Raw genomic sequence first — 14613 nt, 5'->3', positions numbered from 1 at the left:
CCAGGGGCGCGGCGGCCGAAGCCAGCCGCTCAGGCAGCGGCGTGCGGCGCGGGCATGGCTTGCAACAGGCAGCGATAGAGCTTTTCCACATCGGCGGGGTGAAACAGCTCGGTGCCGGGGTTCATGGTGGCGGCCGTGCCGCAGGCCACGCCCAGGCGCACCGCCTCGCGCAGGGGCTGCCCGTGCACCAGCGCGTGCACAATGCCGGCCACCATGCTGTCGCCGGCGCCCACGGTGCTGCGCCGCTTCACGATTGGGGCTGCAATGTGGTCTTCCTGGTCGCGGCTGACGAGGCAGGCCCCCTGTGGGCCCATCGACACCACCACGATTTCGCAGCGGCCCGCCCCGATGAGCTGCCGGGCAGTGGCCACCACGCCGGCGTTGTCCAACTCGGGCACGCCGGCCATCTGGCTTAGCTCGCCCAGGTTGGGCTTGATGAGGTAGGCCCCGGCCTCGATAACGGCCAGCATGGCCGGCCCGGTCGTATCGGCCACTACCTTGCTGCCGGCCGCGCGGGACTGCCGGGCCACTTGGGCCAGAAACGCGGGTGGCACACCGGGCGGCAGGCTGCCGCTCAGCACCACAAAGTCGGGCAGGGGTGTCAGCCGGTGCAGCGCGTCCAGTACCTGGCCCTGCTCATCGGGCGTGAGGGGCGCGCCGGGCATTCCAAAGCGGTACTGCTGGTGGGTGATGGTATCTACCACCACAAAATTTTCGCGCACCGCGCTTAGGGTCGGAATCACGCAGGACGCAATGCCTTCGGCCGTGAGCAGCGCTTCCAGCAGCGCCCCGGTGTGCCCGCCGGCCGGATACACCGCCACCGACGGCGTGCCCAGCCGGTGCAGCCCCCGCGACACGTTGATGCCGCCACCGCCCGCTTCGGTTTTGGGGACGGCGCAGTGCAGTTTCTGGTCGGGCACGATGCCCGCCACGGAGGTGCTCGTGTCCAGGGCCGGGTTCAGCGTGAGGGTAGCTACTAAGGTCATGCGGCGGGTGGGGATTGATACGAAGCAAGGCAGGTACTGCGCGAAGGGGGGCGCTCAGGCCGAAGTGGTGGGCGTTAGCCAGTCCACGCCGGGGCGCAGCCACTGCTGGGTCCGGGCTTCGGGCGAACCGGGGGCGGGGGCGGGGGCATGGTGCCACTCGGCGCGCGGGGGCAGGCCCAGGGCGAACTGCTGCGGGCCGTGGGCGGCCAGCTCGAAGCGGCTGGGCTGGTCCACGGTCAGGTTGAATTCGGCGCAGCGGGCGCGGCGCTGCTGCTGCCAGCGCTTCTCGGGCTCGGAGTAGGGCAGGTGAGCGTTCTGGCGCATGAGCGTGCCGTAGGTGCGGCCGAACACCTCGCCCACGTCCTGCACAAACGCCAGCAGCTCCTCAAACAGGCCATCGCGCCCCACCATCAGCTGCTCGAAGAAAAGGCCGCCCACGCCCCGGGTTTCGCCGCGGTGCGGCAGGAAGAAATGCGCATCGGCCCCGGCCTTGAAGCGCGGGTAGTAGGCCGCATCGTGGCGGTGGCACACGGCCTGAATCTGCTCGTGAAACCAGCGGGCCTGCGCCACGTCCACGTAAACCGGCGTCAAGTCCAGGCTGCCGGCAAACCAGGCCTCGCCCGCACCAGACTCAAAGTACCGCACGTTGAAATGCGAGATGGGCACCATGGGGCTGTGCGGGTGCAGGCCCACGTTCACGTCGGCGGTGTAGTAGCGCCGGTCTTTTACCTGGAGCTGGCGGGCCATCGGCTCGCTCATCTGGTCCCACACGGCCGAAAAAGATACGCCCGCTTTTTCCAGCACGGCCCCGTGCTGGAGGGCGCACATGATGCCCCCGCCCCCGCCGGGGTGCGTCCATTCGTTGTGCACAAACTTGCTGCCGCCATCCGCCATCCCCAGCCGGTGGCACAGCCAATCCTGAAACTGCCGCATCCACTGCTCAACTCCCGGGCGCGGCATAAAAGCCGTCGACGAAAGGACCTCATGTTTCATGGCTACGCAATGCACTTAAACGATAACAGAAACGGCTGATAAGCCCCGCCACGCCCGGCAAACCGGGGGCGTGGCGGGCGAACCAGCCCTGGCAGCCGTCGCCCCTGGCAAACCGGGCTGACAACTGGGCAAAACTCCTGCTTATTCAGGAATACCACTCTGATGCGTATCACCTTACTGGCTGATTCGCGTCAGGTTCGCTTCGGCTCAAGCCGCTATCAATTGCAAACCGCTACCAGTTGGGCGCGTGCAGTTTTTCGGGCTGGAGCAAGTGAATGCTTTTGGGCGTGAGCTCAATCAGCCCGTCCTGCTTAAACTCGCTCAGCGTGCGAATGAGCGACTCCGGAGTGGTGCCCACCAGGGCGGCCAGGTCATCGCGCGAGAACCGGATGGTGGGCGGGTCGTCGCCGGCCTGTTCCTGCAGGCGCAGCAGCGTGCGGGCCACGCGGCGGCGCAACGAGTCGTAGGCCATGCCCAGCAGCTGCTGTTCCCGCTCCTCGACCTGCCCGGCCAGCAGCCGAATAACCTGCTGCCCCACTTCGGGATGCGAATGCAGCAGCAGCTCGAAATCCTTCTGCGGAATGTAGAGCACCTGGGCATCATCGAGCACCACGGCCGAGTCGTTGTGCGGCCGCTGCTGAAGCAGGGGCAGGTAGCCGAAGAACTCGCCGGGGCCATACACGCCCGTTATCAGTTCCTTGCCGCCGGGGGTGCGGCGCACGGTTTTCACGCGGCCGCTCTCCACGAAATACAGCCGCGTGGCTTCCTCGTCCTCGGCATAGAGCACCTGCTTTTTGCGCAGCGCGTGCGGGCGGCGGTCCAGGGTGAGGCTGTGCAGGTTGCCCAGGGCCGTGGCACCGTCCAGGAGGTTGCCCGGGCCGTCGGGGGCGCGTGGGTCGTGGGCGGTCTGGAGCTTGCCGAAGCGGTTGAGGCGGCTGCTGATGGCGCTCAGCAGCTCGGTTTCCTCAAAGGGCTTGGTCAGGTAGTCGTCGGCGCCGAGCTCCATGCCGCGGCGCAGGTCGGCGCGCTCGGTTTTGGCGGTGAGGAAGATGAAGGGCACGCCGGCCAGCTGCGGGTGCTGGGCGAAGATGTGCAGCACGCCGTAGCCGTCGAGCACGGGCATCATGATGTCGCAGACCACCAAATCGGGCGGGGTGGCCAGGGCTTTTTCCACGCCCACTTTGCCGTTTTCGGCCGTGTGCACGGCGTAGCCGGCCAGCTGCAGAATCTCGGCCGTGTTTTCGCGGATGACGTCGTTGTCCTCAATCAGCAGGATGGTTTTCATAGGGCAGGGTGATGGTGACGGTGGTGCCCACGTTCAGCTCGCTCTGTAGGGAGATGCTGCCGCCCATCAGCTCCACGTAGCGGGCCACGATGTAGAGGCCCAAGCCCGTGCCGGGCGTATTGGCCGCGTTGCGGGCCCGGTAAAACCGCTGGAACAACCGCGCCTGGTCGTCGGCTGAAATGCCCATGCCCTCGTCCTGCACCACGAGGCGGAGCGCGTGGTCCTGGCTGGTGGCCCGCACGGTGACGGTGGTGTTTTCGTGGGAGTACTTCAGGGCATTGGACAGCAGGTTGACCAGCACTTTGCGCAGCAGCGACGCATCCTGCCACAGCGGCGGCAGGGGCGGCAGCTGCAAGACGATGTGCTGGCCGGGCTTGCGCAGGCCCTCTACTTCGGCCACGGTTTCGTGGACCAGCGGGGCCAGCTCCAGCCGACCGGGGTGCGCTTCCAGGCGGCCTTCCTCAATCTTGCCCACCGACAGAAACTCTTCCAGAATATCGGTCAGGTGCATCACCGACGTTCGGATGCGGTCGTAATGGCGCTGGCGCTTGTCCTGCTGCTCGGGGCCGGCGTACTTTTCGAGCAGCGCCACCGAGGTTAGCACGGCCGTGAGCGGCGTGCGGAACTCGTGCGAGGCCATGGCCACGAAGCGCGTCTTGAGCTCGCCCAGCTCCTGCTCCAGGGCCAGGGCCTGGGCCAGCTCGCGGGTGCGCTGTTCCAGCTGGCGCAGCGTATCGGCCAGGGTGTGCGTGCGCTCGGCCACCTTCTGCTCCAGCTCGGCGTTGAGGCGGGCAATGCGCTGGTGCTGGGCGCGCAGCTCCCGCTCGGCCTCTCGCTTGAAGGTGATGTCGATGACGTAGGCCACGATGAAGAGCTCCCCATCGAGCCGAAAAAAGCTCAGGCTAACTTCCACGGGGAATTCGGAGCCGTCCCGGCGGCGGGCCAGCAGGGTGCGGTTCTGGCCCAAGCCTCGCATTTCGGGGCGGGCGTCGAACGATTCGCGCAGCTGCTCGTGGTAGTAGGCCGCGGCTTTGGGTACCAGCGCTTCAATGCGCTGATGCACCATGTCATCGTTCTGATAGCCAAATAGTTCTTTTGCTTTGTTGTTGGCCAGCACAACGTCGCCGGCCCGGTTGCACATCACAATCCCGATGGTGGCGTGGCTTACCACGGCCTCGAAGCGGTTCGTGCTTTCGGCCAGCCGGTGCTCGGCCACGTGCAGGGGCGTGGTGTCGGTGAGGCGCACGAGAAAATACGTCTGCTGCTCTACCGTGAGGCAGGTAAGCTCGACCCTGGCCCAAAACAGCTCGCCCGATTGCCGGCGCAGTTCGGCCTCAAACTCGTGGGAGCCCTCATGCAGCACCCGGTCGCGGAGCGCGGTCCACTCGGCCGGGGTCAGGTGTTGGGCGTGCAGGGTGCGCGCCGGCTCGTCGTAGAAGGCCTGGGCCGAAGGGTAGCCCAACAAGCGGTAGCCCGCCGTGTTGACGTGCGTGAACCACCCCTGTTCGACATGGTACAGCCCCACAAACTCCTTGCTTTGCTCAAAGAGGATGTCCGTCAGCGGATTACGGTATAATTTGGCCGGCATATGCAGATGCAGGCGGGAGCCTTACGTTTCTGCAATAATCATAAATATATTAGTAATGCAATAAAGCTCAGCTTAGTTCTTGGCTGGGGCCGCCGGGTAGTACCGCCGCCCTCGCCGCGCTAAAAAAAATATCGGCTGAACCGGTTGAAATCCCTGTCGGCCGGCGAAGGGTAAGGAGGAGTTTTATAGCTCATCGAAATGAGCGGGTGGGTTAATAGCCATTGAAGCCGGCTTCGCTGGTCGTGCGCAGGCGGTTGTTGATGCTGCTGGCGCCGCCGGCCAGGGCCGCGTGAATAGCCAGCTGGGCTTGGTGCCAGTTCTCGACGGTGCCGCGCAGCGTGGCCTGGCCGTTTTTCACGCTCACCTGCACGTTCTGGTCGTGCAGGAAGGCGTTCCAATACAATTCCTGCCGGATAGCCTGCTCAATGGCCTGGTCGAGGTTGACGGCGTGGGCCAGCAGGCCGTTCTGGCTGCGCCCCAGCCAGGCCGGGGTATTGGCGTTCACGTGCAGGTAGTTATCCACCTGCACCACCCCGCTGATGCCTGCCGCCACCTGCTCGGCGTGCGCGGCCTCGAAGTGCGTGGGCACGTTGCCGTTCAGGCTGATGGTGCTGTTGTGGGCCTGCGCCGTGAGGGGGTAGCGGCCCACGTAGGGGTCGTGGGTGAGGGCCGCCTGCACGTTGCGTTGCAGGGCATCATCCCCGAGGGGGCCGGCGGGCCGCACCTTCAAGCGGTTGTTCACCCAGCTCACGCCCACCACGTTGCGGGCGTCCTGCTCGGCGGCGCGCTTGGCGGCCAAGCTGCTCACGGTGCCGGTCAGGGTCACGGTGCTGCCCTGCACGCTCACCATGGGCTCGAAGGAAAATACCCGGGCGTCGTACACGAAGGCGTCGCGCACGGCCTGCGCAATCTCGGTTTCCGAATGGTAGGCGTACTTGTCCTGCCGCAGGTCGTCGGCGGGCACCCAGGGCTCCACGCGCAGGTCCTTGCTATCCACGGCTTTCGCGGCCCCGGCGCTCCAGGCAATGGCAATGACTTCGCTACGCTCCAGGGCGCTGCCCACCACGCCGCTCAGCTTCACCACGCCTTGCTCCACGTGCACGTTCACCAGGCCGGCGTGTACGCGCACGTTCCAGCGCAGCAGCTCGCGGATGGAGGCGGCCATTTCCTCATCGGGCCGGGGCGTGATGGCCGGCGCGTAGGCAAGGCGGTCGGTGAGGCGGCGGATGCCCCGCACGCCCTTCACCACGCGCAGCACCTGCTGGCGCTCGGCCCAGCTGCGCACCGTGCCGCGCACCTCCACTTCGCCGGCCGTGGCCTGGCAGTCGATGGGGCAGTCGTGGGTGGCGGCATTGGTGGCCAGCGCCTGCTTGATGTCGGCGAGCAGCTGGGCGTCGGGCACTTCCGCCGTGCGGATTTCCAACTCGTTGACCACGCCGCGCACCCCGCGCACCAGCTTGGCAATTTCCTCGGCCCGGTCAAGGGACAGCAGGTTGTCGGTGAAGCCCTTGAGGGTGACAATGCCCTCGGCAGTGCTCACGTCAATCCAGGTGGCGGACACGCCCTGCCGCCGGCTGTAGAGGCGCTCGATGGCGGCCGTGATGTCGTGGTCGGCCAGCAGTTGTTTGGGGGTAGGAGTTGCCAGGATGCTCATGGTGGAAGAGAAAAAAGGTGAGGAAAAGAGTAAAAACCTGCTGCCCGGGAAGCGGCCACCGCCGGCACTGGTCCCGATAAAGCAACGGCCCGTGGCTGCGCACAGCGCCCCAAAACCATTCCCGAAACACGGTTGAAATTACCTGCAAATCAGCCGCTAACGCATGACGCCGGTCAGCCCGATGCCTGATTCAGGTCATTGAAAATGAGGGCTAAAGCCGGCCGGTTTCTTTGGCGGGCGGCCCAAGGCGCGGCCTTCACCGGCGCTGCTGCATCTTCAGCCCAAGGCCGGCACCAGCAGCAGCGGCATGGCCCGGGCATCAATCAGCTGGCCCGTGACGCTGCGGTGAAACAGGCTGCCCAACAGGCTATGGTGCCGGGCCACTACCACCAGCAGGTCGGCCTCCCGCTCGGCGGCTCCCTGCAAAATGCCCTGCGTAGTGTCCGGGTTGTAAATAATGCGGGTCCAGGTGCCTTCCGGCACGGTGGCCAGGCCGCTGTGGCGCACCGTGCGCAGTGCCCGGTGCCCGGTTTCCGCGCCTGGGTCTTTCTGGTCCGTCACGTACACGATGTCGAGGGCGGCGCCGGGCCGGGTCAGCAGCAGCGGCACGAGGCGCGGGTAGTCGGGCAGGGTAAAATCGTGGCCATCGACGGCCAGCGCCAGGCGATGCGGCACAAACGCCGCCGCGCCGCCGGGCGGCAGCACCAGCAGCGGGCAGTGGATGTGCCGCAGCAAATCCAGCGCCGTGCCGGTCACGATTTCGGCCGGCACCGTCCCCGCGTTGGGGCAGTTCAGCACCAGGGCCAGGGGCTGATGCTGCTGCACAACGTCGCCCACCGTCTCGGGCAAAAACTCCTCGATGCTGACTATTTCGGTGGGCACGGGCTGCTTGCCGGCCAGGGTTTGCAGGGCGGCCAGGGACTGCCGCTCGCGCCGCCGCGTGTGCAGGCCGGGGTGTTCTTCGGGCGTCAGCAGTTCATCCTGCCGCACGTGCAGCAGCAGCAAGCGGGCCTGTAGCGCCTCGGCCAGGGCGGCGGCATACGGCAGGGCCTGGCCACTGCCAGGAAATACATCGGGGAGCACAAGCAGGGTAGGGGGCAGCATGGCGGACACGGAAAACAGGTTAGAAAGAGCCGGCGTAGGGGCCCAGCGCGTCGTCGTTGCGGGCCATGCCGGCGGCCTCGGTCAGGGTGTCGTCGGGCGGAACGTCATCGGGCAAAGGCGGTGGCGCATCTGCTGGCAAAGGCAGCGGCACATCGGAAGGCCACGGCGCTGCTGTCGCATCGAACTGCTCCGGTGGGGCGGCCTCTGGATAGGGTTTTATGATAATGGAAACTGGCATGGCTGAACGGTCAACAACGGCCAGGCAACCGCACGGGACCGAAGCAGCGGCACCAGCCAATTGGCTCGCTCCGCCAGTGCCCACGCTTTTTTGCTGGTCAGCCTTCGCCCCTTAATAATCAACAATAGTGGGCCTGCTACCAAGCCGTCGTTAGCGCTTCCGATGGCCGGCCCTCCTCCTCGGAGGCGGCGCACTGCTGGCTGAGCTGCCAGTGGGCCAGCATGGTGGCCAGGTTGAGCACGTGGCCCTTTATCTCGGTGGCCGCTGCCGCCCCGAATGCTTCGTGCAGGCTTTCTTCCAACAGGGTACACCAGCGCCCGATTTGCCGGGCCGTGAAGGGCGGGGTGGCCTCCCGGTGCAGCGGCCGGCCGGTGTAGAGACTACCGGTCAGGGCCTGCTCCCACCACGCGTATTCGCAGTCGACCGGCGTGTGGAGCTGGCCGGGAAAGGCGGGGCTCAGGAGCGGGTCGCTCGCCACCCGATGGGCAAACTGACGCACAAAGCGCCGGCACTGCGCCGGGGTATTGCATTCGATTGGCCAGGAAGTTAACACGATATGGAAAAGGTTGGGGCCGTCCGTCGGGGCGGTGGCAACGGCCAGGATATCTACCCATCAACAACTGCTAATCCCTCAGAAATCAGCAGCCAACATCATCGTATCCAGCTCTCCCAGAACTGCGAGCAGGAAGCCCGGTGCTTCCCGCCCGCAGAGAGGAGTGAGTGCTCAGCGCAAAGGTAGGCCCTGGCCCAAGCCAGGGAATTGACGCTAATCAAGCGCGGGGGCTGATTCTAATCATGGGAACTCGACAGCTCAGGCGGCCGGGCGCTGGGCCCGGTGCAATGCCGCCAGGGCCTCCGCATCGGTCACCTCCCTAAAGTCCTGATAGTATTGCCCAACGGCCCTGAACTCTGGCGGCGCCAGCAAGCACACCACCTCGTCGGCGGCCTGCTGCAAGCGCCGGAGCGCTTCGGGTGCCGACACCGGCACGGCCACGATAATCCGGGCCGGCTGCTGCTCCCGCACCAGCGCAATGGTGGCCAACAGGGTCTGGCCCGTGGCCACGCCGTCGTCCACTACCACCACGGGGCGGCCCGCCAGGAGCAGCGGCGGGTGGTGGCCTTGGTAGGCCTGCCGGCGGGCCTTCAGATTGGCCTGAATGGCGGCCACCTGCTTGGTGAGGTAGGCGCTGGGCAGCTGCACGTCGGGCCTGAGCACGTAGCCGTGCTCGCTCACGGCCCCGATGGCAAACTCGGCGTTGTTGGGATGACCCAGCTTCTTGGTCAGCACCACATCGAGGGGCCAGCCCAGCGCCTGGGCAATGATGGTTCCCATTGGCAGGGCGCCCCGGGGCACGGCCAGCACCACGCCGTGCTGCCCGCGCAGGTGCAGCAGCTGCCGGGCGAGCTGCCGGGCGGCATCCTGGCGGTTGGCAAACGGAAATTCCATGGCAAAAGGCAGCTAGCGGGTGCAGTCAGCAAAAACATTACAGGTAGCGCTGGTACCAGGCCGTGGCGGCGGCGGCCACGGCTTCGAGCGCGCCGGGCTCTTCAAACAAATGGCCCGCCCCGGGAATGAGGCACAGCTCGCTGGGCGGCCCCAGGGCCAGATGGGCCTTTTTGTTGAGGGCGATGACTTCGGCATCGTTGCCGCCGACGAGCAGCAGCGTGGGGGCCGATACGCTGGGCAGCAGCGGCAGCACCAGGTCGGGCCGGCCGCCGCGCGCCACCACGGCGCGCACCCGCGGGCCCAGCTCGGCGGCCGCGCCCAGCGCCGAGGCGGCCCCGGTGCTGGCCCCAAACAAGCCCAGCGGCAGCTTGGCCAGGGCCGGCTGCTGGCGGGCCCAGTGCGTGGCATTCAGCAGGCGTTGCGTGAGTAGGGGGATGTCGAAGCGGGTGGCGTAGGTTTCGTCCTCGGCCGGGGTGAGCAGGTCGAAGAGCAGGGTGGCCAGGCCGGCCTCGCGCAGGTGGCGGGCCACGTAGCGGTTGCGCGGGCTCAGCCGGCTGCTGCCGCTGCCGTGCGAGAATATTATCAGCCCCGTGGCCTGGCTGGGAACTTCGAGCTGGCCCGGCAGAATGATGTCGGGCAGCGTGAGCTGAACGGTGTAGCTGGTGGCGGGCATAAGCATGGCGGCTGCGGAATATTATATGGTGTAAATGACCGGTCAGGCGGGCAGATTTGGGCAGCCAGGCGGCTACCGTCAAACTTGGGTTGCCGGGCCTATTATAGCCGGTGTCTGAGCCAAAGACGATGACGAGCGTCAGCCGAAAAGCAAGGCTTTATCATGCTCCGTAATTAATGGCCATCTGGCTTTGTTAATAATAATTAATTAACAGATAATCAGATGATTGAATCCCGACAGGGGGTTCATTTGGTACCTGATGTAAATCATGGTTTTTCGCCCGAAACCGGTGCAGTTTTACATCCTTGCTGCCCACCAATGCTGCACCGGCGCAGCCTCGGTAGCGCTCCGCACATCGGCCTTTTGCCCGCTTGCAATCTGGTTTTTAATACCGGCCGGCCTTAGCCATTTTCCCTGCCCCTATGCAACCCACGTTCGTCGTAATGACCGATTTTTCGGCGGCGGCGGAAGTCGCCCTGGCCTACACCACCCGCCTGGCCAAGCTGGTGGGTGGGCAGGTGCTGCTGCTGCATGTTTTTGAAGACCATGAGCTTGGCCCCACAAATTACCCCCCGGGACCAGCCTTCGGCCAGCCCGGGATGCACGCCCGGCCCCATGCCAGCCGTGAGGCCGTGCTGACCGAGCTGGCCCGGGAGGCCCGGGAGCTGCCCGTGCCCGCCGAGGCCGAGCTGATGGAAGCCCCGATGGGCGAGGCGCTCCACCACCTGCTGGCCCACCGCTACCCGCAGCTGCTGGTGCTGGGCCGGGCGCACGCCCACGCCTGGTTTGCGCATTTGCTCACGCAGTCGCATAAGGCCGCGACCCTGGAGGCCACCCACATTCCGGTGCTGCTGGTGCCCGAGGACTGGCCCCGGCTAGAGCTTCCTCGCCACCTGGTGGTAGCGGCCGATGGCGCGCCCCTGGCCCTGACCGCCGCCACCCAGGACCTGGCCCCGCTGCTAACCAAGCTGCGGCCCACCACCACGGTGGTACACATCGCGGCCCATGCCCACGGCCCTTCCCTCGCCGCCGAAGCCCTGCAGGCCGTGCAGGAAACCGGCCTGTTTGGGCCGCTGGACGGCAACAGCGTGTACGACCTGCGCGAAATGGCCCCGGTGGCAGGCCTGCTGCACGCCGTGAATGAGCTGGCCGCCGACCTGCTCGTGGTCATGCCCCGGCCCCATTTCTTCCCCGGCAGCCTGTTTCACCACGACGTGACGGCGGAGCTGCTGCGCACCAGCCAGGTGCCCGTGCTGGTGCTGCCCGCCGTGGCGTAGCGCCCGTGGGGCCCTGTCAGCACCGCCCACGGGCGCGGCTTTCTGACCCCCTTTTCTCCCACTTTTCAATCTTTCAACCATGAAAACGACCCTGATTGCTGTACTGCTGTCCGGTGCTTCGCTGAGCGCCGCCTGGGCCCAGGAGCCCACCGAAGCCGAAGCCGTGACCATTATCCACGTCAAGAAAGGCGAAGAGCCGCAGAAGGTGATGTCGGCCCTCCAGAAGGATTTTCCCGGCTCCATCGTCAAGGACGTGTCCACCATTCCGGGCACGCTATACGGCCAGGAATGGTCGATAAATGAGGAAAAACCTGCCGCCGGCCAGGCCAACGCAACGTATTACCAGGTAAATGCCAGCAGCAAGGGCATGGCCTACACGGCCGTCTACGACAAGAACGGCAACCTGCTCAGCTCGCGCAAAGTCCTCAAAAACACAGCGCTGCCCATCGATGCCGCGAAAAACGTGGCCACCCAGTTTCCCGGCTGGCTGATAGTGGGCGACCAGGAAAAGCTCACCGTGCACAACCAGCACGACAAGGTGGCTTACCGGGTGATAATCAAAAAAGGCCAGGAAGAGAAGAAGGTGTTTCTCGACGGCGACGGCCACATCACCCGCGTGGTGAAGAAAAACCGGATTCGGGTGTAACGTACTTCTTTGGGTAGCCCGCGCTACTTCCGGCTGATGGCTGCACTTCCCCCTCCGGCGCTGGCTGACGACGGGCTTTCGGCCTACTGGGCGCAGCCCGCCGCCGAGGTGCTGGCCCGGCTGCATACCCGCGAAACCGGCCTGAGCGAGGCCCAGGCGCAGCAAATCCGACAAACAACGGGCCCCAATACCCTCAAGCCCCACGCGGCCCCCTCGGCGTGGGGCTTGTTTTTTCGGCAGTTTCAGAGCCCGATTTCGCTCATTTTGATTGGGGCAGCGGGGCTGTCGTTGTTTCTGCGCGACGTAGTGGACGCCAGCATCATCCTGGGTATCATTTTGGTGAGTGGCCTGCTCAGCTTCAGCCAGGAATACGGGGCATCCACCGCCATGCAGCAGCTGCTGGCCCTCGTGCGGGTGACGACGACCGTGTGGCGCGACGGCCGCCCCCAGCCGCTGCCCGAGGAGGCGCTGGTGCCCGGCGACGTGCTCACGCTCAGCGCAGGCGATTTGGTGCCGGCCGACTGCCTGCTGCTCACCAGCAACGAGCTGTTCCTCAACGAGGCCACGCTCACCGGCGAAACCTTTCCGGTGGCCAAGCTGCCCGGCGTGCTGCCCGCCGAGGCCCCGCTGGCCGCCCGCCCCAACACGCTGCTGATGGGCGCCAGCGTGGTGAGCGGCAGCGGCACGGCCGTGGTGGTGCGCACCGGCCGCGCCACCGAGCTGGGCCACCTGGCTGCCCGCATCGAAATGGCCCCGCCGGAAACCGATTTCGAGCGCGGCATCCGCCGGTTTGGCTACCTGCTGCTGGAGCTGACGCTGGTGCTCGTGCTGCTCATCTTTGCCAGCAACGTGCTGCTGCACAAGCCCGCGCTGGAAGCATTTTTGTTTTCGCTGGCCATTGCCGTGGGGCTCACGCCGCAGCTGCTGCCGGCCATCATCAGCATCAACCTGGCCCAGGGGGCGCGCCGCATGGCCCGGCAGCAGGTGGTGGTGAAACGGCTTTCCTCGATTGAAAACCTGGGCAGCATGACCGTGCTCTGCACCGACAAAACCGGCACCCTCACCGACGGCACCGTGCGCGTGGCCCGCATCGTCGACCTGCACGGGCAGCCCGCGCCGGCGGTGCAGCGGCTGGCCAAAATCAACGCCCAACTGCAACAGGGCTTCCACAATCCGCTCGATGCCGCCATCCTGGCCTTTGCGCCCGACGACGTGGCCGCCTGCCCGCGCCTCGACGAAATTCCCTACGATTTCCTCCGCAAGCGCCTCACCATCCTCACCGAGCTCGACGGCCAGCCCCTGATGATAACCAAGGGCGCACTGCCCAACGTGCTGGCCGTGTGCGCGTGGGCCGATGCCGGCGGCCCCGCCCCCGAGCCGCTGGCCAAGTACGCCGACGAGATTCAGCGCCTGTTTCAGGAGCTGAGCACACAGGGGTTTCGCACGCTGGGGCTGGCCACCAAGGCCCCCGACGGCCGGCGCGACATTACCGCGGCCGACGAAGCAGGCATGACTTTCCGGGGCTTCATCACCCTGTTTGATTCGCCCAAGGCGGGCATCCGCCACACCCTCGACCAACTGGAGGAGCTGGGCATTCAGCTGAAAATGATAACCGGCGACAACGCCCTGGTGGCCGCCGCCGTGGCCAAAACCGTGGACATCAACGGGGCCGGCGAGGTGCTGACCGGTGCGGCCCTGCGCCAGCTGAGCCCGGAGGCGCTGCGCCATCAGGTGGCCCGCGTGCATCTGTTTGCCGAAATCGAGCCCAACCAGAAGGAAACCCTGATTCGGGCCCTGCAACAGGCCGGCTACGTGGTGGGCTATCTCGGCGACGGCATCAACGACGCCAGCGCGCTGCACGCGGCCGACGTGGGCATTTCTGTCGATTCGGCCGTGAACGTAGCCAAGGAATCGGCCGATATCGTGCTGCTGGAGCACGACCTGCGCGTGCTGGTGCAGGGCGTGCGCGAGGGCCGCCGCACCTTTGCCAATACCATGAAATACCTCTTCATGGCCACCAGCGCCAATTTCGGCAACATGCTGAGCATGGCCGGGGCCTCGCTGTTTCTGGCGTTTCTGCCGCTGCTGCCGGGCCAGATTCTGCTCACCAACCTATTCACCGACCTGCCGGAAATGACGATTTCGTCGGACAACGTGGAGCCGGCCGCCGTGTGCGCCCCCGCGCGGTGGGATTTGGCCTTCATCCGGCGCTTCATGCTTACGTTTGGCGTACTCAGCTCGGTGTTTGATTTCGTGAGCTTCGGGCTGCTGCTGTGGGGGTTCGGGGCCGGGCCGGTGCTGTTTCGCACGGGCTGGTTTGTCGAGTCGGTGCTCTCGGCTTCCGTCATCGTGCTAGTGGTGCGCACGCGCCGCGTGTTTTTCCGCAGCCCGCCGGGCAAGTGGTTGGTGCTGAGCACGGCGGCTGTCGGGCTGGTGGTGCTACTGCTGCCGCTGAGCCCGCTGGCGCGGGTGCTGGGCTTTGCGCCGCTGCCGCTGGCTTTGTACGGGGCCATTCTCGGCATTGTGGCCACCTACGTGCTGGCCGCCGAAACGCTGAAGCAGTGGTTTTATCGCCGCTATTCCCACCGGCCAGCCCATGCGGCACGAGCTACCGCATCCACGCTGCTTCCCGCGGCAGACGAAAAGCCAGCAGGTACCGCCCCACTGCCCAGCCAACCAGCCAGCACATCGCTCGGATAGGGCGCCCCGGAATATACCGTCC

General features: G+C 66.0%; 13 protein-coding genes. 3 read left to right on the top strand and 10 right to left on the bottom strand.

Translation table 11 applies throughout. The features are described 5' to 3' along the window. Positions 1-29 precede the first annotated feature (29 nt). The 10 genes from ACYU7Q_RS11720 to ACYU7Q_RS11675 all read right to left on the bottom strand — a co-directional run bounded on the left by ACYU7Q_RS11720 (position 30) and on the right by ACYU7Q_RS11675 (position 9974). Complete coding sequence (locus ACYU7Q_RS11720) at positions 30-986, bottom strand: 1-phosphofructokinase family hexose kinase (protein ID WP_460609607.1); 957 nt, start codon at positions 984-986, stop codon at positions 30-32. Between the two features lie 54 nt (positions 987-1040). Then, on the bottom strand, positions 1041-1979 hold the full coding sequence (locus ACYU7Q_RS11715) for a coproporphyrinogen III oxidase (RefSeq protein ID WP_460609606.1): 939 nt from the start codon (positions 1977-1979) through the stop codon (positions 1041-1043). Between the two features lie 232 nt (positions 1980-2211). Further along, positions 2212-3264, bottom strand: a complete 1053-nt coding sequence (locus ACYU7Q_RS11710) for a response regulator (protein WP_460609605.1) — start codon at positions 3262-3264, stop codon at positions 2212-2214. Beyond that, entirely contained in the window at positions 3242-4852 is a 1611-nt protein-coding gene (locus tag ACYU7Q_RS11705) for a sensor histidine kinase (RefSeq protein ID WP_460609604.1), read from the bottom strand. Before ACYU7Q_RS11705 ends, ACYU7Q_RS11710 begins: the two co-directional genes overlap by 23 nt. Before the next feature lie 211 nt (positions 4853-5063). Beyond that, the gene (locus tag ACYU7Q_RS11700; protein ID WP_460609603.1) at positions 5064-6506 is read right to left on the bottom strand and encodes a BON domain-containing protein; all 1443 of its coding nucleotides are present in this window, start codon (positions 6504-6506) and stop codon (positions 5064-5066) included. Positions 6507-6782: 276 nt separating this feature from the next. Beyond that, positions 6783-7610 carry a universal stress protein gene (locus ACYU7Q_RS11695; RefSeq protein WP_460609602.1) on the bottom strand — a complete coding sequence of 276 codons (828 nt, stop codon included), beginning with the start codon at positions 7608-7610 and terminating at the stop codon, positions 6783-6785. A gap of 19 nt (positions 7611-7629) precedes the next feature. Then, positions 7630-7848 carry a hypothetical protein gene (locus ACYU7Q_RS11690; RefSeq protein WP_460609601.1) on the bottom strand — a complete coding sequence of 73 codons (219 nt, stop codon included), beginning with the start codon at positions 7846-7848 and terminating at the stop codon, positions 7630-7632. 136 nt (positions 7849-7984) lie between these two features. Beyond that, a complete protein-coding gene (locus ACYU7Q_RS11685; protein WP_460609600.1) occupies positions 7985-8401 on the bottom strand; it encodes a globin family protein in 417 nt (138 codons plus the stop codon). A gap of 258 nt (positions 8402-8659) precedes the next feature. Continuing rightward, on the bottom strand, positions 8660-9295 hold the full coding sequence (locus tag ACYU7Q_RS11680) for a phosphoribosyltransferase (protein WP_460609599.1): 636 nt from the start codon (positions 9293-9295) through the stop codon (positions 8660-8662). 37 nt (positions 9296-9332) lie between these two features. Continuing rightward, the gene (locus tag ACYU7Q_RS11675; RefSeq protein WP_460609598.1) at positions 9333-9974 is read right to left on the bottom strand and encodes a dienelactone hydrolase family protein; all 642 of its coding nucleotides are present in this window, start codon (positions 9972-9974) and stop codon (positions 9333-9335) included. Between the two features lie 416 nt (positions 9975-10390). On the opposite strand from ACYU7Q_RS11675, the gene ACYU7Q_RS11670 reads away from it, so the two are divergent. The 3 genes from ACYU7Q_RS11670 (at position 10391) to mgtA (ending at position 14591) form a co-directional block, all read left to right on the top strand. Continuing rightward, the gene (locus tag ACYU7Q_RS11670) at positions 10391-11245 is read left to right on the top strand and encodes a universal stress protein (protein WP_460609597.1); all 855 of its coding nucleotides are present in this window, start codon (positions 10391-10393) and stop codon (positions 11243-11245) included. Positions 11246-11324: 79 nt separating this feature from the next. Further along, complete coding sequence (locus ACYU7Q_RS11665) at positions 11325-11891, top strand: hypothetical protein (RefSeq protein WP_460609596.1); 567 nt, start codon at positions 11325-11327, stop codon at positions 11889-11891. Positions 11892-11927: 36 nt separating this feature from the next. Continuing rightward, on the top strand, positions 11928-14591 hold the full coding sequence (gene mgtA, locus ACYU7Q_RS11660) for a magnesium-translocating P-type ATPase (protein WP_460609595.1): 2664 nt from the start codon (positions 11928-11930) through the stop codon (positions 14589-14591). Positions 14592-14613: the final 22 nt, after the last annotated feature.

The sequence above is a fragment of the Hymenobacter terrigena genome (assembly GCF_054776515.1).
Note: the sequence above shows the minus strand (reverse complement) of the source record. Positions and strands in the feature narration are given on the sequence as shown.